General features: G+C 34.5%; 18 protein-coding genes. 11 read left to right on the forward strand and 7 right to left on the reverse strand.

Annotation, left to right across the window (positions count from 1 at the left end; genetic code table 11):
* Positions 1-117: 117 nt before the first annotated feature.
* Positions 118-1,458 (forward strand): hemolysin family protein, encoded by a 1,341-nt coding sequence (locus IJE13_RS05480; RefSeq protein ID WP_366514852.1) that lies wholly within the window; start codon positions 118-120, stop codon positions 1,456-1,458.
* Positions 1,459-1,468: 10 nt separating this feature from the next.
* Complete coding sequence (locus IJE13_RS05485) at positions 1,469-2,410, forward strand: calcium/sodium antiporter (RefSeq protein WP_292778055.1); 942 nt, start codon at positions 1,469-1,471, stop codon at positions 2,408-2,410.
* A 95-nt stretch (positions 2,411-2,505) separates the two neighbouring features.
* On the opposite strand, the gene IJE13_RS05490 is transcribed toward IJE13_RS05485, so the two are convergent.
* Entirely contained in the window at positions 2,506-3,366 is an 861-nt protein-coding gene (locus tag IJE13_RS05490; protein ID WP_292778269.1) for a TIGR00269 family protein, read from the reverse strand.
* 367 nt (positions 3,367-3,733) lie between these two features.
* Between IJE13_RS05490 and IJE13_RS05495 the strand changes: the two genes are divergently transcribed.
* Positions 3,734-4,504, forward strand: a complete 771-nt coding sequence (locus IJE13_RS05495; RefSeq protein ID WP_292778057.1) for an SDR family oxidoreductase — start codon at positions 3,734-3,736, stop codon at positions 4,502-4,504.
* A 223-nt stretch (positions 4,505-4,727) separates the two neighbouring features.
* Here the strand turns inward: IJE13_RS05495 and IJE13_RS05500 are convergent, their stop codons facing one another.
* Positions 4,728-5,825, reverse strand: a complete 1,098-nt coding sequence (locus IJE13_RS05500) for a DegT/DnrJ/EryC1/StrS family aminotransferase (protein ID WP_292778059.1) — start codon at positions 5,823-5,825, stop codon at positions 4,728-4,730.
* A gap of 261 nt (positions 5,826-6,086) precedes the next feature.
* Here IJE13_RS05500 and IJE13_RS05505 point away from each other — a divergent pair, with 261 nt between their 5' ends.
* The 3 genes from IJE13_RS05505 to mptA all read left to right on the forward strand — a co-directional run bounded on the left by IJE13_RS05505 (position 6,087) and on the right by mptA (position 9,503).
* On the forward strand, positions 6,087-7,301 hold the full coding sequence (locus IJE13_RS05505; protein ID WP_292778061.1) for a tRNA (guanine(10)-N(2))-dimethyltransferase: 1,215 nt from the start codon (positions 6,087-6,089) through the stop codon (positions 7,299-7,301).
* Between the two features lie 379 nt (positions 7,302-7,680).
* Entirely contained in the window at positions 7,681-8,160 is a 480-nt protein-coding gene (locus IJE13_RS05510; protein WP_292778063.1) for an Lrp/AsnC family transcriptional regulator, read from the forward strand.
* A gap of 401 nt (positions 8,161-8,561) precedes the next feature.
* Positions 8,562-9,503: a GTP cyclohydrolase MptA gene (gene mptA, locus IJE13_RS05515; protein ID WP_292778066.1), complete on the forward strand. Its 942-nt coding sequence runs from the start codon at positions 8,562-8,564 to the stop codon at positions 9,501-9,503.
* 555 nt (positions 9,504-10,058) lie between these two features.
* On the opposite strand, the gene IJE13_RS05520 is transcribed toward mptA, so the two are convergent.
* From IJE13_RS05520 to IJE13_RS05530, 3 genes are all read right to left on the reverse strand, one after another.
* Complete coding sequence (locus IJE13_RS05520; RefSeq protein WP_292778068.1) at positions 10,059-10,331, reverse strand: zinc ribbon domain-containing protein; 273 nt, start codon at positions 10,329-10,331, stop codon at positions 10,059-10,061.
* A gap of 70 nt (positions 10,332-10,401) precedes the next feature.
* Positions 10,402-11,571 carry a nucleotide disphospho-sugar-binding domain-containing protein gene (locus IJE13_RS05525; protein ID WP_292778071.1) on the reverse strand — a complete coding sequence of 390 codons (1,170 nt, stop codon included), beginning with the start codon at positions 11,569-11,571 and terminating at the stop codon, positions 10,402-10,404.
* Between the two features lie 2 nt (positions 11,572-11,573).
* Positions 11,574-11,906 carry a hypothetical protein gene (locus tag IJE13_RS05530; RefSeq protein ID WP_292778075.1) on the reverse strand — a complete coding sequence of 111 codons (333 nt, stop codon included), beginning with the start codon at positions 11,904-11,906 and terminating at the stop codon, positions 11,574-11,576.
* 171 nt (positions 11,907-12,077) lie between these two features.
* Between IJE13_RS05530 and IJE13_RS05535 the strand changes: the two genes are divergently transcribed.
* Positions 12,078-12,539 (forward strand): DUF2120 domain-containing protein, encoded by a 462-nt coding sequence (locus IJE13_RS05535; protein ID WP_292778078.1) that lies wholly within the window; start codon positions 12,078-12,080, stop codon positions 12,537-12,539.
* Between the two features lie 142 nt (positions 12,540-12,681).
* Entirely contained in the window at positions 12,682-13,719 is a 1,038-nt protein-coding gene (cofG, locus tag IJE13_RS05540) for a 7,8-didemethyl-8-hydroxy-5-deazariboflavin synthase subunit CofG (protein WP_292778272.1), read from the forward strand.
* Positions 13,720-13,802: 83 nt separating this feature from the next.
* On the opposite strand, the gene IJE13_RS05545 is transcribed toward cofG, so the two are convergent.
* Together IJE13_RS05545 and IJE13_RS05550 are read right to left on the reverse strand one after the other, a co-directional pair.
* Positions 13,803-14,990 carry an NAD(P)/FAD-dependent oxidoreductase gene (locus IJE13_RS05545; protein ID WP_292778080.1) on the reverse strand — a complete coding sequence of 396 codons (1,188 nt, stop codon included), beginning with the start codon at positions 14,988-14,990 and terminating at the stop codon, positions 13,803-13,805.
* Positions 14,991-15,086: 96 nt separating this feature from the next.
* On the reverse strand, positions 15,087-15,845 hold the full coding sequence (locus tag IJE13_RS05550; RefSeq protein WP_292778082.1) for a class I SAM-dependent methyltransferase family protein: 759 nt from the start codon (positions 15,843-15,845) through the stop codon (positions 15,087-15,089).
* A 641-nt stretch (positions 15,846-16,486) separates the two neighbouring features.
* Between IJE13_RS05550 and psmB the strand changes: the two genes are divergently transcribed.
* The 3 genes from psmB (at position 16,487) to purM (ending at position 20,784) form a co-directional block, all read left to right on the forward strand.
* Positions 16,487-17,110: an archaeal proteasome endopeptidase complex subunit beta gene (gene psmB, locus IJE13_RS05555; protein ID WP_292778084.1), complete on the forward strand. Its 624-nt coding sequence runs from the start codon at positions 16,487-16,489 to the stop codon at positions 17,108-17,110.
* Positions 17,111-17,569: 459 nt separating this feature from the next.
* Positions 17,570-19,480 (forward strand): beta-CASP ribonuclease aCPSF1, encoded by a 1,911-nt coding sequence (locus IJE13_RS05560; protein ID WP_292778086.1) that lies wholly within the window; start codon positions 17,570-17,572, stop codon positions 19,478-19,480.
* 284 nt (positions 19,481-19,764) lie between these two features.
* A complete protein-coding gene (purM, locus tag IJE13_RS05565; RefSeq protein WP_292778088.1) occupies positions 19,765-20,784 on the forward strand; it encodes a phosphoribosylformylglycinamidine cyclo-ligase in 1,020 nt (339 codons plus the stop codon).
* Positions 20,785-20,792: the final 8 nt, after the last annotated feature.

Raw genomic sequence — 20,792 nt, forward strand, 5'->3', positions numbered from 1 at the left:
AATTGTTATAAAATCATAAGAAAATCGTGATTAAATTGCTCAAAAAACATTAAATTTATAAATAGAATTATAAAAAAATTATTTTTAAAAATATAATCTTTTAAGGACTTAATGGAAATGGACTCGATAATTATAGGAATTGAAATTTTAGTAATAATAATTTTAATCGTGCTCAATGGACTTTTCTCCCTTGCAGAAATTGCAGTGGTATCCACAAGAAGAATCAGAATGCAAAAAATCGCAGACGATGGAGATAAAAGAGCGGCCGCTGTTTTAGGCTTTATGGATAATATCAGTGACTTCTTATCTACCGTTCAAGTAGGTATAACCTTTACTGCAATTATCACAGGGGCAATCGGCGGAACTACTTTTTCTGAACCTTTAGGTAATTTCTTAAGCCCATACATACCTTACAGTTACCAATTAAGCTTCATATTCGTTATTCTTGTAACCACATACTTTACAATCTTGATTGGTGAAATCGTACCTAAAAGAATGGCATTGAATGACCCTGAAGGATATTCCTTGAAAACCGCAAAATTCATGAAAATAAGTTCATTGATCTGCAAGCCAGTTGTAAAATTGCTTGACAGTTCCACTAATCTCGCTTTAAGAATTGTTGGCTCCAAACCAAAGGAAGACCTTGTCACTGAAGAGGAAGTCAAGCTTCTTATTGAAGAGGGTATTGAAGACGGAACAATAGCTGAAGAGGAAGAAGAGATCATTAAAAGAGTGTTCCGTTTGGATGACCAAAAAGTGGATATGATAATGACTCCAAGAAGTGAAATCATCTGGCTGGACTTGGAAGATGACTTGGAAGAGAACAAGGAAAGAATCATTGAAAGTAAAAGATCTATCTTCCCTGTAGCCGATGGAGAATTGGATGACTTCATTGGTGTTGTTCAGGCAAAGGACTTGTTAAGTGAAATCTTTTCAGGAAATGATGTTGACATTAAGGAAAGCGTCAAATCCCCATTGGTCGTTCCTGAGAATATGCTTTCAATGGACTTGCTTCAAGAGTTCAAGGAAAACAGAGAATATGTTCATATGGTTCTTGTTGTGGATGAATTCGGAAGTGTTGTGGGACTCATTACCTTAAACGACCTTCTTGAAGGAATCGTAGGGGATATTCCTGGTATCGATGAGGAAGATGATCCTAAAGCGATTGAGAGAAAAGACAATTCATGGTTGATTGATGGAAGGTTCTCCATTGAAGACTTTAAGGACTTATTTGAGATTGAAAAGGAAATGCCTAATGAAGTGGAAGATGGTTATACAACCATTGCAGGATTCATCCTTTCACACGCAGGAAAGATTCCGGACACTGGTGAAATATTCCATGAAGGCAAGTTTACCTTTGAAATAGTTGATATGGATGCAAACCATATCGATAAGATCTTGGTAACAGTCAACGAAGAGGATGCTAATAAGTTAGACTTAGAAAGCGATGAAGACTAGGGGATGAAAGATGGAACTTATCATTCAAATCATTTTACTTATCATAGGATTTGTGCTTTTGATTAAAGGTGCGGACGTATTTGTAGATGGTGCAAGTAATGTAGCCTACAATTTGAAGATTCCTACAATAATCGTTGGATTGACAATAGTCGCATTCGGTACAAGCGCACCTGAAGCTGCAGTTTCCATTACCTCAGCATTCGCTGGAACCAATGCAATTTCATTAGGAAACGTTATTGGTAGTAACATCTTCAATATTTTAGCTGTTGTCGGTGTTTCCGCATTGGTCGGAACATTAACCGTAGATAAGATTCTAATTAAAAGAGATTTCCCATTTTTAGTTATTTCAACAATAGGCCTGCTTGCAATAGCTATCATCTTTGGAGAGCTTAGCAGACTCTGCGGAATAATCTTCCTTATCATTATCATTGCTTATGTTTATGTTCTTGTCCAAGAGGCAAGACAGGACAAGGAAGCCATGTCTGAAGAGATTGAAGTGAAGCTTTCAATACCAAAAGCATTCCTTTACATCATCATTGGTATTGCAGGCATCATAATCGGTTCCGATTTGGTTGTAGATGGTGCAAGCTTCATTGCAAGTACATTCGGATTAAGCGATGTGCTCATTGGTCTTACCATTGTTGCAATAGGAACATCTCTACCTGAGCTTGTTACATCTGTTACTGCTCTTAAAAAAGGAGATAATGGTATTGTAATCGGTAATGTGCTTGGATCAAGCATTTTCAATATCCTATTTATTTTAGGTATCAGCAGTGCAATAATGCCTTTGCCAATTGAAGCGGAAATGATATCTGATATAGGATTGATGACTGTAATTACAATCATTGGTGCAGCATTCGCCTATACTAAAAATGAAGTGGATAAAAAAGAAGGAGCAGTATTGGTTGCCTTATTCATACTCTATATGGCATTTGTTATTTTAAGAAATTAATCCAAACTTTTACTTGCCTTCGGCTCGCAAAAGTTTGATCAAAACCTTTTCTATCCTATTTTTTGAAATTTATTCTTAAACAACAATTTCTAATTTTATTTTTTATTTTCATTAACAATATCCTTTATTTCACAAGCTTTACAAATCTTAGCTGATGTTGGCTCTCCACATCTTTCACATTCATTTAGAACTGTTCTGACATTCTCAACATCAAGTGTTTTGATAAATGAATTCAATACATTCTGTTTTGTTCCAGGATGCGTGGACTCTGTATTGTTTAAAAACTCTTTAATCTTAGCCCTTAGAGAAAGGTTTGAATAAGGACATTCATCCAAATGAATCTCTATTCCATTTAGAATTGCCCACATGCCAACCTCTTTTTCTGGTGTGTTCCATAATGGCTTGATTCTTGGAACCAGCTTTTCATGAATCTGATCAAGCTCCGGACCGAATTTAGAGAACTTTACAGTATCCCCTCTTGAAAAGCTCATCAAAAATGATTGGATCTCATCATCAAGATTATGTCCAGTAGCTATCTTATCTGCACCTATTTCATAAGCAGTCTTATTTAGAATATTACGTCTGAAGACACCACAAGGAATGCATGCGCTTTTGAAATAGGAATAAATGTCATCCAATGCAAATCCTTCCTCATCCTTAAAGGATTTTTGAATTAATGGAACATCCAAAAGCTTTGCATTGCTTACTGCAGCATCGATTCCATGCTGACGGTATCCTTCTATCCCTTCATCAACTGAGATGGCTACAAGCTCAAAGTCAAAATCAGCATTGTCTTGATAATTCTTAAGTGCATGAAGAGTCAATACGCTATCCTTACCTCCAGATAAGGCAATAGCTATCTTTTCACCAGATTTGATCAATTGATAATCATCAATCAACTTGTCTATTCTGCTGAAAATCTTTTCATTGAATTCATCTTTATTCAAACTCATGATACCACTTAAAAATTAAATTATATTATCTTCTAAAAAAAGTTTTTCTATTAAATCTTTTATCATACAAAGTATAAAAACTAAACTATGATTGGGAGAGTGATCTTTTAGAATTTATTGATCCTTCTTCTAATCACTCATTATCATCACATGAAAAAATTATCAAAACAAGAAACTTTTAACATAATGATTAAATTTTATCATTATATTCAATTTTTTAAAAGTATTATAATATTTTTTTCAATCTAAAAGAAACTTTTATATTTATTGTTCAATAAACTTTCCCATAACGAATATAATATTTTTATCACATATTATTAGATTTTTCTCTAAATTGTGAAGAATATTATTATTCAACGAGGTGTTATAAATGAAAAACTATTTTGATATCAAAGATAAAGTAGCTGTAATCACTGGTGGATCATCAGGTTTAGGATTCCAAATCGGTAAAGCATATGCTGACCAAGGCGCTAAAGTCATTCTCTTAGCAAGAAGAGAAGAAAGATTAAAAGAAAACGTTGCAGAAATCAAAGAAACATACGGAGTAGAAGCAGACTACGAAGTTGTTGACGTAACAGACTATGCAAATGTTGAAGCTGCTGCTAAAAACATCATTGACAAATTCGGAAGAGTTGACATCCTTGTAAACTGTGCAGGTAGAGGATACATGGCTCCTGTAGTTGAACAACCTGTTGAAGAATGGGACAAAGACATTGCAATCGACTTGACCGGTGTATTCTACTGCTGCAAAGCATTCGGAGAATATATGGTCAAACAAGAATACGGTAAGATCATCAACATGGGTTCCATCCACTCCAGAGTAGCATTGACTGGTGGATTAATTACCGGATATACCGCTGCAAAAGGTGGAGTATACAACCTTACCAAAACATTAGCAGCTGAATGGGCTCCATACAACATTACTGTAAACGCAATCGGTCCTGCATACTTCGAATCCGAATTGACCGCAGATGTTGTTGGCGATGAACAATTTGATATGTTAATCAAAGCATTCTGTCCAATGGGCAGATGGGGTAAAGAAGGAGAATTAGATGGAATCGCAATTTACTTGGCATCTGATGCATCCAGTTTCTGTACCGGCCAATTGATTAACATTGACGGCGGATGGACTGCTATCTAAAATTATTGAATATTATTTTCAAAAAGCTAATTCCAGTCTTTAGATGGAAATAGAAAAACCATTTAATATTTTAGTAGGATTATTCTAAAATAGTCTTGCTAAAATATTCTCCTTTTAAAAAAATTTAAAAAATAAATATATTCTCTTTTTACAATAATTAAAAAAAAAACTATTCTCTCATTTTATAAAGATTAAAAAAAAAAGTAAAAAAAATTAAAGAAAACTATTCAAAGAATTCTTTAATTGCCTTAATGATTAAATCCAAGTCTTCTTGAGTGAGCTTTGCATGAATAGGAAGTGACAATACCTCTTCAACAATCTCATCAGTTACTGGAAGAGCTTGATCATAGCCCATATTGGTGTATAGGACTTGATTATAGAGAGGAATTGGATAATAGATACCATTTCCAATGCCATTTTCAATCAAGAAATCAGAGAGCTCATCTCTTTTTCCATCCTTGACCTTAATTGTGTATTGGTGGTAAACATGCTTGTAGCCATCCTTTACAATAGGGGTTTCAATTCCATCAATGCCCTTCAAACCTTCATTAAGGTATTTTGCATTTGCAATTCTCTTTTCATTGAAGGAATCTATTTTCTTAAGCTGTTCAATACCAATGGCCGCTCCAATGTCAGTCATCCTGAAGTTGTATCCCAATACGTCATGATGGTATTTGGTGGCAGAACCGTGAGCCCTGTATACCTTTGCGTTTTCTGCAAATTCCTCATTGTTTGTGGTGATCATACCGCCTTCACTGGTTGTCATGTTCTTGGTAGGATAGAAACTGAAACAGGCCATGTCTCCAAGATTGCCTACCTTGACACCATTGTATTCGGCACCATGGGCTTGAGCGGCATCTTCAATCACAATCAAATCATGTTCCTTTGCAATTTTCATTATGGCGTCCATATCTGCAGATTGTCCATACAATTGAACAGGCATAATGGCTTTTGTCTTGTCAGTGATTGCCTCTTCGATTTTTGCAGGGTCTAAAGTAAATGTTTCAGGGTCGATATCTACAAAGACAGGTTTTGCGCCAGTGAATAGAATGGAGTTACCGGTAGCTGCAAATGTGAACGGACTGGTAATCACTTCATCACCTTCGCCGATTCCTGCAGCCAAGACAGCCACATGCAATGCGGAAGTTCCTGAATTGGTGGCAATTCCATACTTTGCACCTACATATTTTGCAAATTCCTCTTCAAATTCAATTACTTTCGGTCCCTGTGCAATCATACCTGATTTCATTACATCAATTACTGCATTTATCTCTTCCTCTTCAATAACAGGACTAGCTATTGAAACTTTAATGTCTGCCATATTTTCACCTATAATGAATAAAACAATTGTTTTAATTAAAACTTATTTCAATGAAATTTTAATATTTTTTAATATGAAAATTAATTATTTCTAAGATTTTTTGTAGTTAAATAGTTTATAATAGTCTATTTATACTTTGTATTATATTAGTTTTATTATAATTCTTAAATTTATTTAAATAAAATGAAAAATAAATATTTATAAGAATATTAAATTAAAAGAATTTTAAAAGCAAATGAAAATTTAAAAAGGACAGAAAATATGGATAATAATCAAAATAATAATTATCAAAATGATTACAATATAGAAATCAAGGAGTATAGGGAGGATGAACTCAAGGTCATCGAAGAGGGTGAAGTGAAGATAAAATTCCCTGACTTTGACAAGGTTTCATCAGATGCTCCCGTCTTCTATAATCCAAGAATGGAATTCAATAGGGACAACTCAATTCTTGCACTTCAGGCATACCAAAGGGAAGTTGATAGGGAAATAAACATCTGCGATCTCTTTGGAGGAAGCGGAATCAGAGGAATCCGCTATAAGAAGGAAATCGATGGTGTCGGTGATGTTGCAATAAACGACATCAGCCCCCTTGCAAATGAATTCACCAGAATCAATGCAGAGCTGAATGAAGTTGAAGTTGAAATAGACCAAAAGGAAGCGAACAACGAACTGCGAAGCAATATGGGAAGGTTTGATGTAATTGACATCGATCCATTCGGAACCCCTTCACCATTTGTGGATTCTGCAGGATACAATCTAAAAAGGGATTCACTTCTTTGCCTAACTGCAACAGACACTTCATGCCTTTGTGGAACATACGAAGAGCCATGCATCAGGAAATACAATGCACAGCCATACAAGAGCGAATACTGTCATGAAAACGGAATCAGGATTCTCATTGGATTTGCAGCATTGACCCTTGCAAAATATCAGAAATACATTGAAGTGAAGATGTCCCACAGTAGCGAGCATTACATGAGAACCTATCTGAAGGTAAGAAAAGGCTCAAAAGCGACAGACGAATCATTGAAGAACATTGGATATATTGCACATTGCAGAGATTGCCTATATAGAGAGGAATACAAAGGCCTTGCAAGCAGCACCCCTGAATTCTGTCCGGTATGTGGTGAAAAGCTGATTGCAGCTGGCCCAATGTGGCTGGGACCTATCCAAAATGAGGAGTTTATAGATTCAATGATTGAAATAGCTGAGGAAAAGGAGCTTAATCAAAAGGACAAGGTCTTGAAGCTATTGAATTCATGCAAGATAGAGGCAAATGCACCAAGCACATTCTATGATATCCACAAGGTCTGCAGAGTATTGAAGATCAGCGCACCTAAGTTTGACAAGGTATTTGACAGCCTGAAAGAAAAAGGATTCGTTGCAGTTAAGACACATTACAGTCCTCTTGGAATAAAGACCGATGCAAGCAATGAGGAATTGATGGATATTATAAAGGAATTGGCTGAATAGAAATTGAAACTAAACTCAATTAAGTATAATATAAAAGATTGAAAGTTTTTAAGGGATTTTATCCAAGAAAATGAGATTATAATAAAAAAGAATTTCTTAAATTGGAATATACGAACAAATTATTAGTAAAATATACTTTAAATAATTAAAATAAAATTTATTTTAAAAAATATTTGATAATCAATAAAATAAACAAATAAAAATAAAATTTATCAAAAATTAGAAAAAAATAAGAAAAATAAGAAAAGTTTTATATATAAATTATTACAAAAATAAGTATGTTATATTAATATGGTTTTAACCTATAAACACGAAACTAGTTGCAATGATTAAAACCCCTATAGAATTGCAATTCAATAAAAACTCAAAAAGTGAAAATATGTGTGCAAAAAAGAATGATGAAATAATCAAATTAGATGAAACTGATATCAAAATTCTAAAGATTATCAACGATGACGTTAGAATTTCATACAGACAGATATCACGTGATTTAGGAATTTCTGTAGGAACTGTACACAATCGTATCGATAAAATGCTTAAATCCGGTGTCATTGAAAAATTCGCACCAGTTTTAAACCATAAGAAATTAGGCTATGCACTTACCAGCATTATCGGCGTCAACGTAAAAGGTCAGGAACTTGAAGCTTGGGAAGCTGAAATCTCAAACAACAAGAATGTTGTAGGCCTTTATGACGTTACCGGCCAATACGATGCAATTGTAATTGCAAAATTCAAAGATACTGATGAATTGGACAAATTCCTTAAAGAATTGCTTAAATCCGGTTGTATTGAAAAGACAATTACACAAACTGTACTTAATATCGTTAAAGAAGATATTGGATCCGCCAATATCCTTTAATCTTAAGTGCATTCAAATTTAAATGATAGTAATTAAATAATTTTATATTAAACCCCTTTTTAAGATTATAAAATTATTTTAATTATTATTCAACCCCTTTTTTTAACTCCTTTTTTATTCATTTTAAATTCTTGAAGTTAATTTTATGGACTTTTTTTAATTGAAAATATCATAAGTGTTTTCAAGAATCCAAATATTTCAAGCTAATTTTACTAATGGATTGGCAAAATGCAATTTTAAAACAATTTAATATAGAAAATTTTATTAAATTAATCAAAAAATATATAAATATACAATTATATTATTGTAATTATAGAAAAAATAAAAAAGTTAATTCTAAAAACTTTTAGAATAAAGTAAAAATTTTTTATTTTTATCAATTATAAAGAAGGTAAACAAAAATGGTAGTTTGTCTCCCAGACACACAAGATGATGAACCACGTATCCCTATTCACTTAAGTAGAGTAGGCGTTACTGGCGTCAAAAAACTTTTAACTATTAATAGAAAAGAAAAAAGACCAATCATATTGCTACCTACTTTTGATGCTTTTGTAGATTTGCCAAGCACTCAAAAAGGTACACATATGTCTAGAACTCCTGAAGCTATCAGTGAAGTTGTTGATGAGGTTGCTACTAGTTCCACAACAGGTGTCGAATCACTTTGTGCTGAAATCGTCACCAGGATGCTTGAAAAGCACGAATACGCTAAACGTGTTGAAGTGAACATGACCAGTGACTACATGTTCATGAAAGAGTCTCCAGTAACCGACAATAGGTCACAGGAAATGGCTAAGCTAATAGCTCATGCTGTTGGTATCAGAAACGATGACGGATCCATTTCCATCAGAAAAGCCATTGGAGCTCAAGTTCTTGGAATGACTGTCTGTCCATGTGCACAGGAATCTGTAAGGGAAGTTGATAAGAGCAATTTATTGAAATTCTTAGATGAAGAGACCTGTCAAAAAGTATTGGATACTGTAACTTTCGCTTCTCACAACCAAAGAGGAGAAGGAACAATCTTGATAGAAGTTCCTGAAAAGGAATACATCGATGGTGAGAAATTGATTGAAATCATTGAATCCTCCATGAGTTCCCCTATTTCAGAACTTTTAAAACGTCCTGATGAAAATGCAGTTGTAATGAATGCTCACAAGAATCCTGTATTCGTAGAGGATTGTGTAAGGACAATGAATGAAAAGATCGTTGAGGCATTTTCATACTTGCCTGATGACACATTGATCACTACAAGACAGGAAAACCATGAAAGTATTCACAGACACAATGCTTATGCAGAAAAAGTTTCAACTTTAGGTTCCCTTAAAGAGGAACTTAATTTAGAATAAGAAGTTTTCATTAAGTCAATGGACTTAATCCAAACTTTATTTTTTCTTTTTAAACACATGCAAATATTGCTTATTTGCTTAATATACTAAAAAATAAGATAATAAAAATAAGAACTATTTTTAATATTTAATAGACCTAGTCAATATAAGGTTTATTAAACTAATTTTATCAAAACAATTAATGACCAGTGAATAGATTGAACTAATTTTATTAAAAAATAAATTTCCATCCCCCATTTCATGATTTAAGTATGCAAGTAAGTACTTGCATTCGAAAACCTTTATATAATCGTTTTAATAGATAAAAGAGTAAGCAAAATTAATTTCACTTAAAAAAATTGGGGGAAAAAATTATGAGTACTATTCTAATAATAAGTTTAATATTAATTTTAATTTCAGTCGGTGTTTCATATCTGTCTTATCTTTCTTTCATTAAGACTTACTCCGACGAAGCTAAAATCATTAATGAAATAATGGTTAAATATCCTAATAACTTAAGATATTACGCATAAATATCTAAAAAATAGTAAAAATCAAAGAATTAAATAATAAAATTTAATCCTTTGCCCATCTTTTCAATTGAGGAAATACTTCATTCATCATTTTAGAAGCTTCTTCAATGTTCATTTCCGGATGAACTTCCACCATCTTTTCACTGCAGAATGCAATCATTTCTTCCATAGTCATATCGGAAGTGAATTCACCATCCTTAAAGCAGTAGATGCAGTAATCCTCATTTTTGGATCCGTCTGCATTGGTTCCATAAAGCTCTTCGGTCATAGGCATTGCACATGATTGACAAAATTTCTGATTTTCAAAATTTTCCATAATATCTTTTTCCTAAATTTATACTTATATCTATTGAATCTTACCAATATTATAATTTTCGAAAGAGCATTTATAAAGTATTCTGATTCATGATTTCCAAAATGGAATCAATTCCATTAAGTGATTTCAGTTTTTCTCCAATTTGGAGAGCGTTTTCTCTAAAAATAGAATCATTTATCAGTTTTTCACTTTCAGATTTTATGATATCGCTTTTAAACTCATCAATTCCCAATACTTTACCAGAACCTGCCTTTTCAACAGATCGGCCATTATAAATACGTTCAAACACTCGTCCAGGACATATCAATTGGGGAACTCCATATATCAGGCCATCTATTACGCTATTTTGACCGCCATGATTTATGAACAATACAGCATTCTTAAGCAGTTTGGAAAAATCCCAGCGATTGTCAACATGAATATTATTATAATCCTGCTTTTCAAGTCCTAAAGAAGCAATGTAAACCTCATATTTGCTATCAATAAAGGCATCTTTAACTTCATTGAGCATCTTATTTGGTGAAATGGTTCCGTTTCCCATATAAACCAATATGACGTTCCTATCATCATCAGAATAATCGTCTTCATTAAACTCCACATCTTTCCAAGTTCCACAAAAAGTCACATTATCCTTATCAAACGGTTCCAGTTCATGAATGCTTGGAACGAATGACTCATCTGCCCACTTGAAAAGATCCAATGATGAATCAACTTCTGGAAGGTCATTTTCCTTTAAAAACTTCTTCAGCCCTTTGGCATACTTTGGACTGGAGGCATATTCAGTCTGTGTCGGATAGCTTACAGTTGAATATAATGGCTTATTCTCAAGTTTTGAAGCAATAATTGCAGACATATTGAACTCCGAATAGACAATATCCGGATTGAAATCCTTAATGGCATCTTGCATATTCTGAACACTTTTTACTAAATAATTATAATCAATATTTCCTGTAAAATGCAAGACATCCTCAAAGCTCCCTACATTCTTCCTTTCAATGATTCCCAATTTCTGAGCCATAGGAAATGTTCTACTGGCAATGGCTTTAGGAAGCCCAAGTGGCATAGGGACTTCAAGATAATAGTTCTTGACTCCATCAATTGGCTTATAATTCACATCTTCTGCCATACAAGTGGCAACTTCAATACCTGCATCCCTAAAATGTTCAACGAGCAGCCTAGCTCTACCGGAAGGACCAGCGGTTTCCGCCATTGCAGACATTGAACCAACCAATACTCTCATATTTACACCATAATCTCTTTTACAAACATTGAATTATTGCATTCATAAGCAAAAGCCTCTTGCTCCAATACATCATTATTTTCTATAAACCAGCATTCAAATATGGATTCCGGTAAACTATCATATGATGAAGTGAAAATAGTTATCAACAGCTCATCAAACTCTCTGGATTTATAAAATCCCTTCACTTCAGTAATATATAAGCTATCATAGCCATTTTGATTTAATCGATCAATCAGCACATCAAGAATCTCTTCATATTCTATAGGAATCAAGCCCATTTTCAAGAACTTATAGATAGGTATGTGAAATACATATTTTTTATCTAATTCCATTATTTCGCCCCCCTTTAAAATTAATTGATTTTAATTCTTTAAAAAATCCGATAAAACATATATTGATTTCATGTTATATATTATTTTGTAAAATATATATACTATCTAAATTAAAAATAAGATATATAAAAAATAAATTAAAATAATCAATTTAAAATAACAAGTGATTTTATGTCAGAAATATTACTAAGAACTACAGGGCAGATTATAGGTCATTTCAACGCATATAAAGGTTCCAGACCAGCATTTCATGGAGAACATGTTGTCATTGTAAGAGGAATCAGCCGTGACCCAATCGAAATTGATGAAATGGAAGCCAAATTGGCAGAAGTCAAGGATATCCTCCAAGCGGAAGAAGCGGATGTCATGTCAGATGACGGCAAAGCATTTGTAGAAAAGGTAGACTCCTATATCAGAGATACAGAAGCTGCCGATACCGCACCTGATAATGGAGGAATACTTAAAATGAAAGAGCAATTGGAAGCTATGGGTTTGAATGTGGAGTACAAATTGTTCCTAATGCCTAATGTAGGTGCATTTGTAGCAATCTGGAAAGACAAATCCGGATTCGGACCATTATATGTTGAAGTAACCGCTTCTGAGAGAGGAGAAGCTGATACTGAAATGATATAAGATATAATTTTAATTCTTAATTAAAACAAATAATAAAAAACTGGTTAAAATGTCTGATTTATCTAATATTGACTTTGAAAACCTTGGTCGTGAGGACCTAATAGCTATTTTGGAATGCAAGAAAGAGGACATTCTAAAGATTATGGCTTTAGCCAATTCCAAAAGGGAAAGCGATTATGTGACATATTCCAAAAATGTCTTCATTCCACTTACAAAGATATGCAGAAATGATTGCGGATACTGTGCATTCAAGCAAAGCCCGGATGATCCTGATGCAATCATATTGTTGGACAAGGAAGAGGTATTGGCTACATTGAAGGAAGCTGAAAAGTACGGCTGCAAGGAAGCATTGTTTACAATGGGTGAGGATGCAGATACAGAACCTGCTGTAAAGGCAAAGTTAGAGAAATCAGGCTATAATAACATGATTGATTACATCTATGACATCTGCAAGATGACCGTTGAGGAAACAGATCTCCTTCCTCACACAAATGCAGGAAACTTCCCATACGAAGATATGAAAAAACTTAAAGAGTACAATATCTCAATGGGAATGATGCTCGAAAGTTCATCAGAGAGATTGATGAGCACAATAGCTCACGAAAAAAGTCCTGGAAAAGATCCTAAAATAAGACTCCAAACTATAGAAAATGCCGGAAAGCTCAATATTGCATACACCACTGGAATATTGATTGGAATCGGTGAAACCAAGGAAGAAATAGCTGATTCACTGCTTAAGATAAAGGAGCTTTGCGATAAGTATGGCCACATTCAAGAGGTGATCATACAAAACTTTACTGTAAGCCCTGGAATTGAAATGGAAAGCTATGAAGAGCCAAGCCTTTTGGATATGGTCAGAACCGTTGCAGCTGCACAGCTCCTTTTCGATGAGGACGTTTCAGTTCAGGTCCCACCAAACCTAAACTATGAAACAAGCCAGATATTCCTTCTCTGCGGCACTGATGACTGGGGAGGAGTCTCACCATTAAGCGAAGATTACGTGAACCCATCATCTCCATGGCCAACATTGGAAAAACTTGAAAAACTGACTAACGATGCAGGATACGAATTAAAGGAAAGGCTTGCAATTTATGAAAAATACATAAATGAGAAATACATTGAAAATCCAGATTTGCTGGAAAAAACAAAAAGAGCTCAAGAAGAGATTAATAATAATTAATCTCCTTTTTTTAAAAAAAAGATTTAATAATAATATTGAAAAAAATTTTGGTCAAGGTTTTGGCCGAAGGCCAAAAAGCTTGGCTATAAAAAAAGTCTGGCTAACTTCAAAAGTGCTTTTGGATTGGATTTAATAACTATTTTTACAATATCACTTGTAGTCAGCTTATCAAATTCAGTTTCCTTGAATTTATGGGCAATCTTATTTATGTCATCATCATCCAAAGTCCATAGATACTCAGTTACTTTAGTGTACTTTTGCATTTCACTGCCCATTTCCTCTAAATACAATTTTTCATACTTCTTAAGGAAATTCTTTGAACAGTCCCCTGCCTTGATTGCTTCTGCAGCCACTTGGCCGGCGAATTTTCCACCTAACATACCATTGGTTATTCCACCACCGGTCAAAGGATTGACCTGACTTGCAGCATCCCCAACAAGCATGATGTTGTCTCCGTACATTTCCTTGACAAGACCTCCAACCGGATCCCCACCTGAATTCAATTCAACTGCCTGAGCATCTTGAGTTGCATAACAGTTGTCAGCCGCATCAACAAGGTATTCATAAGCGGATTTTTGAGCCATGTTTGTAATGACACCAAGACCTACATTTGCAACATCTCCACCTTTAGGGAATAGCCAGAAATAACCTCCTGGAGCAACGCTTCCGAAATAGAACTCAAGATAATCATTCCTTTTCATCTTGACATTGCACATTTCAAACTGCACACCCGCCACCATATGCTGGGGCTTGAGGTATGCATTCAAACCTGCCCATTTGGCAACATGAGACTCCGGACCATCTGCACCGATTATGATTTTGGCATGAATGTCAAAGGTCTCACCCATTGATTCACAAGTTACGATGAATGTTCCATCATCTGCTCTTTCAAGGCCTTTAGCTTGGGTCTTGATTCTGATTTTTGCCCCTTCCCTTGCAGCTTCAGCTGCCATATGCTTATCAAAGACCTTACGTTCCAATACATAGCCTGCATCAGGCAGGTCTATCTGATCCTCACCAAGCCATATGTCAGTTCCGTCAGGAGCAACGAATCTTACCCCGCTAATTTCATTGGTAATCCAATGAGGATCCGCCTCAAGGTCCAATTTCTCAAAAATCTTCTTTGAAACCCCTTCAGCACATCTTTTAGGAAATCCAATTTCGGATTTCTTGTCTATAATGATTACATCAACTCCTCCTTTAGCTGCAAATCTTGCAGCTGAAGAGCCTGCAGGTCCTCCGCCAATTACCAATACATCAGTTTCAATCATGATACTTCTTCCTTAAAAATAAAAAGTGCAATCATAAGTTCTTATGAAAATAATTATTACATATTATAGTTTTAATGAACAGTTATAAAAAATTTTTTAAAAAATTCTCGCATCCAATACTATATGCTCAACACCTGGAGAATATCTTTTAATCCTTTGAACATTCAAGACTTCAACTTCCCTCTCGCCACATTCCCAAGCCATCTCCTTTACTCTCTCATACGGACGGGTCCCAATCAGCTTATCCGGAACCGTTTCATGATAATGTATTATCCCTCCGTCCTTAACGCATTCCATTGCCGGCTTTAGGAAGTGATGGGTTGTCTTCACATATCCCATCAATACCCTATCTGCAGAGTATTTGGGAGCTTCCACAGCGCAATCCCCTAAGATTGGAATCATTCTCTCATAATTTGCCTTTTCATTGATCTTATTCAATTCAATGTTTCTCTTCAGGAAATGATAGGAATTTGGATTGATTTCAATTGAATAGATTTTCTTAGCCTCACTATGAACTCCAATTGGAATGGAAAAATAGCCGATTCCGGCAAACATGTCCACTACAGTCTCTCCCTTAGTGACTAATTTGGCAATTCTGAGCCTCTCATTATTGTTTCCTTTGGCCCACATCACCCTAGAAAGATCCAAATTAAACAAGCATCCGTTTTCCTTATGTATGGTCTCAGTTTCGCTACCATAAAGAAGACTTATGGTCGGCTCTCTTTTTTGTCCTTCGATTCTTTCTATCCTAATAATTGACTTGACATTATGCTTTGATGCAATGGCTTCCAAATCCTGATTCTCATTGAACTTGCTGTCAACTATTAGAATATCTCCAATTTTCTTCCATTTCAAAATAACACCTGAAAAAGTGAATAAGATCATCTTATACAATCAATGAAATAAATTCAATAATTATAATTTATTCTAATAAAATAAAATATTTTTTGTAAATAAGCAAATAAAGACTTAACAGAATAAACCATTCAATAAAAATATTAAACTAATTTAAAAACATTTATATAATACAAAATTAATAATAAATGTAGATACATTAAAATAAATTAAAGTTATTAAAATCAATATTAATTCTTAAAGAAAAATATTGATTGGCAATAGGTAGTTTGAATAAAAAAATAAAAATATTAAGTTAAATTAAAAATAAATAATGAATTAATCTTCAATAAAAGAATAATCTGATTTAAATAAATTAAAAAATTATAAAAAAATAAATCTGAAACATGAAATTATTATAAAATTACCAAAAATAACGAAACTATTATATATAATGTATAACATAATAAGAATAGGTTAGGAAAAGCGGTTATATTCTAAGAACATTAACTTAATTTTATGAATTTAATATGACTTGAAAACCTGACAGCTCTAATTTTAATTAATAATAATTTCAATCATTATTTTAGATTATATTTTATTATTTAAGATTACTTTATACTTTAAATTTAATTTTACATTATTATGCGAGGTGTATTAATATGGCTGAAAAAAACACTTTTGAAGGTACCACCACTGTGGGAATTACCTGTGTTGACGGTGTTGTATTCGCAAGCGAAAGAAGAGCAAGTATGGGAAACCTTGTTGCTCACAAAGTAGCTGAAAAGATATTCAAAATTGACAATCACATTGCAGCAACCATTGCAGGATCTGTTGCAGGTGCACAAAGCCTAATGAAAATCATTAGCGCTGAAACCGCATTATACAGATTAAGAAATGGCAAGGATATCAGTATCGAAGCAGCTGCAGCTGTAAGTTCTAACATATTACACTCCTCACCAGCATATGTACAAACTCTTATCGGAGGAGTAGATGAAACCGGCGCATCAATCTATTCATTGGATGCAGCAGGTGGTATGATTAAGGATACCTTCATTTCTACCGGTTCCGGTTCTACATTTGCATATGGTGTTCTTGAAGACAGATTCCACGAAGACATCACTGTAGAGGAAGCTAAGGAATTGGCTATTAGATCCATCAAGGCTGCTACAGAAAGAGACACTTACTCTGGAAATGGCTTCTTAGTAGCGGAAGTTACTAAAGACGGATTTAAAATGTTAGAAAAAGAAGAAGTTGAATCTATTATTGAAAAGATCAATAAATAAAAAAGATTCAATTAAAAGTTGAATCTATTGTTGAAAAATCCAATAACTAAAAAATTTATACGAATTATTAATTTTTTAACTTTATTTTACAACTAATTTTACATATTACAGTATAGATAGTATATGCAATAAATTAAGTAAACATCTTTTTTATGACACACAAGCTGTTTATTTAATAAAAGAATATTGATATTGAAATCAATATTCTTTAATTTAATTTTAATTTCATAATTCCTAGTTAGATTTAGGATTATCCGATAGTTAATTATTTTAATTATTTAATTTACTTATTTGAGTTATAAGCAGCTTATTTAAAAATTAACCAAAATTTACTTAACGAATATTTTTAAAAGAACAATTCTATAAACGAAATTTAAAGAACTGAAAATTAGAAGATTACAAAAATATTGACTTTATGCCATATGCTAATTTTATACGTCTATTTTTCGAAGTGATAATATGGCTTCAAACGTTTTAGAAGAAATCAAACAAAAAATCATAAAAAAACTACCTGATGAAGTTCAATTGGCAAATATTGAATTTGAAGGTCCTGAGGTAGTCATTTACACAAAAAACCCAGACATTGTAGCAGACAATGGTGACCTGATTCGAAACTTGGCAAAGGAACTTAGAAAAAGAATCATAATCAGATCAGACAAATCAGTTTTACTTCCATATGATGAAACCATTAAAAAGGTTGAAGAGATAGTTCCGGAAGATGCTGAAATCTCAAACATCACTTTTGATGAAGTTACCAATGAAGTGGTAATAGAAGCTACCAAGCCTGGTCTTGTCATTGGAAAATATGGAGTCACCTCAAGGGAAATCGTTAGAAAAACCGGTTGGGCTCCAAAGATCTTAAGGACTCCTCCAATCAGATCTGATGTGATTGACAGAATCAGAAATACATTGATGCACAACAGTAAGGAAAGAAAGAAAATCCTACAGACTTTAGGTGCAAGAATTCACCAAGGGGGAAAATATCCTAACGAATGGACCAGATTGACTGCTATGGGAGGATTCAAAGAGGTAGGACGTTCATGCATGTTGCTTCAAACCCCAAACAGTAGAGTATTGCTTGACTGCGGAGTGAACGTAGCAGGACAGGATGACAAAACCAAATTCCCAATGCTTGGAGTTCCTGAGTTTTCAATCCAGGACTTGGATGCTGTTGTAGTGTCACACGCTCACTTGGACCACTGCGGATTCATTCCTTACCTTTACCACTATGGTTACGAAGGTCCCGTCTACTGTACCACAGCAACAAGAGACCTGATGACCCTATTGCAAATGGATTACATCGACATTGCACATAGGGAAAACAACCCTCTTCCTTTCAATGTGAAGCATGTGCAGAAAATGATCAAGCACACAATCACTCTTGATTACGGTGTGGTGACTGACATCTCTCCAGACATCAAATTGACCTTGCATAATGCAGGACACATCTTAGGTTCCGCTATGTGCCACTTCCACATCGGTGACGGTGCACACAATATGCTTTACACCGGAGACTTCAAATACGAAAGAAGCAGACTCCTGGAACCTGCAACCACCAGATTCCCAAGGGTGGAAAGCTGTGTGATGGAAAGTACATATGGTGGACATGAGGATGTCACCCCTTCAAGAAACAATGCGGAAAAAGAATTGATGAAGACCATCTACAAAACCTTGAAACGTGGCGGAAAAGTCTTGGTTCCTGTATTTGCCGTAGGAAGAGCACAGGAATTGATGATTGTGCTTGAGGAATACATGCGCCATGGCATGATTGATGAAGTGCCAATCCACTTGGATGGTATGATTTGGGAAGCGACTGCAGTCCATACTGCAAGGCCTGAGTACCTAAGCAAGGACTTGAGAGACCAAATCTTCCATATGGGCAGAAACCCATTCATTTCAGAATCATTCAATAAGGTTCAAAACAATGCTGAAAGAAAGCAGATTGTTGAAGGAGAGCCTTCAATCATACTTTCAACCTCTGGTATGATGACTGGAGGAAACTCTGTAGAGTACTTCAAATGGCTATGTGAAGACAAGAACAACACAATCGTCTTCGTAGGTTACCAATCCGAAGGTTCCCTTGGTAGAAAGATTCAAAAAGGACACAAGGAAATACCACTTGAAGATGAAACAGGAAAAACCAGAGTCTTCAATGTTAAGATGGACGTAAAGACAATTGAAGGATTCAGTGGTCACTCCAACAGAAGACAATTGATGGAATTTGCAAAAAGATTGCATCCAAGACCAGATAAGATCATCACCTGTCACGGAGACCCATACAAGACTGTTGATCTCGCTTCAAGCATTCACAGAAGCTATAAGGTAGAGACCAAAACTCCACTTATTCTTGAAGCGACCAGACTTCAATAAATCTAAATTTTATTTTTTAAGATTGGAAATTATAAATTTTTAATCTTAAAATTTTATATTTTGAGAGTGGAAATTATTATAAAATTTTTAATCTAAAAATTTTATTTTAAACTAAATTTTATTTTTTTTTAATTTTTAATACTTAAAATAATTAATATAATATAAATAATAGCTAAAACAAATATTATAATGTTAGCTATTATTTAATTCATTATAATAGCCTATTTAAAATAAAGAACTTTTAAAAAAATATAGATTATTAAAATTATTATTAGGTGAATTTTATGGTTACTTATTCAGAATCCGGTGTTGACATTGACCTTGAAGCATTGACCGTTTCAAAATTAGCTTCAAAATTGCAGCCAACATTGGAATATAGGAATATCATTACTGACAGCGGACACTTTGCGGCATTGGTTGAACTTGGCGATAAGGCCATTGCAATGAGTACTGATGGTGTAGGAAGCAAGATATTAGTAGCAAAAATGATGGAAAAATATGATACCGTTGGAATTGACATGATTGCAATGGTAGTCAACGACATCCTTTGTGTAGGTGCGGAGCCTATTGCATTGGTAGACTACTTGGCAGTTGAGGAACCTGATCCAAAAGTAGCTGAAGAGATTGCAGACGGCCTTGTTAAAGGAGCAGAAGAATCCCAAATCGCTATCATCGGTGGAGAAACCGCTTCCCTTCCTGGAATTGTAAAGGACTTTGACTTGGCAGGAACCGGAATCGGATTTGTGGACAAGGACAAAATCATAACCGGTGCAGACATTGAGGAAGGAGACATCCTTATCGGTCTTAGAAGCAGCGGTATTCACAGTAACGGTTTAAGCCTCGCAAGAAGGGCAATCTTTGAAGACGGCGGATTCACTGTAGATGACAAGATGCCAAATTCAGACACTACCATCGGTGAAGAATTGTTAAAGCCAACTCAACTATACGTAAAAGCCATTGTTGAACTTCTTAAACATGACTTCAACATCAAAGGTCTTGCTCATATGACCGGTGGAGGGGTAAATAACCTTTCAAGACTTAAGAAAGGAATCGGTTTTGACATTACAGATTATCCTGAACCACAGGACATCTTCAAATTGATCTACGAACAAGGAGTTCCTTTGGAAGAGATGTACAAGGTCTTCAATATGGGAATCGGATTCTGCGTAATCGCAAGTCCAGAAGAAGCTGATGCAGTAGTTGAAGCATTAAGCGAAAACATCGAAGCCTACAAAGTGGGAACAGTTACCGGTGAAGAGAAGATCACCGTTAAAACCTTTGAAGGAACTGTAATCGAATATTAATTCAATCA

The organism is Methanobrevibacter sp. (assembly GCF_017410345.1).
Classification (GTDB): domain Archaea; phylum Methanobacteriota; class Methanobacteria; order Methanobacteriales; family Methanobacteriaceae; genus Methanobrevibacter.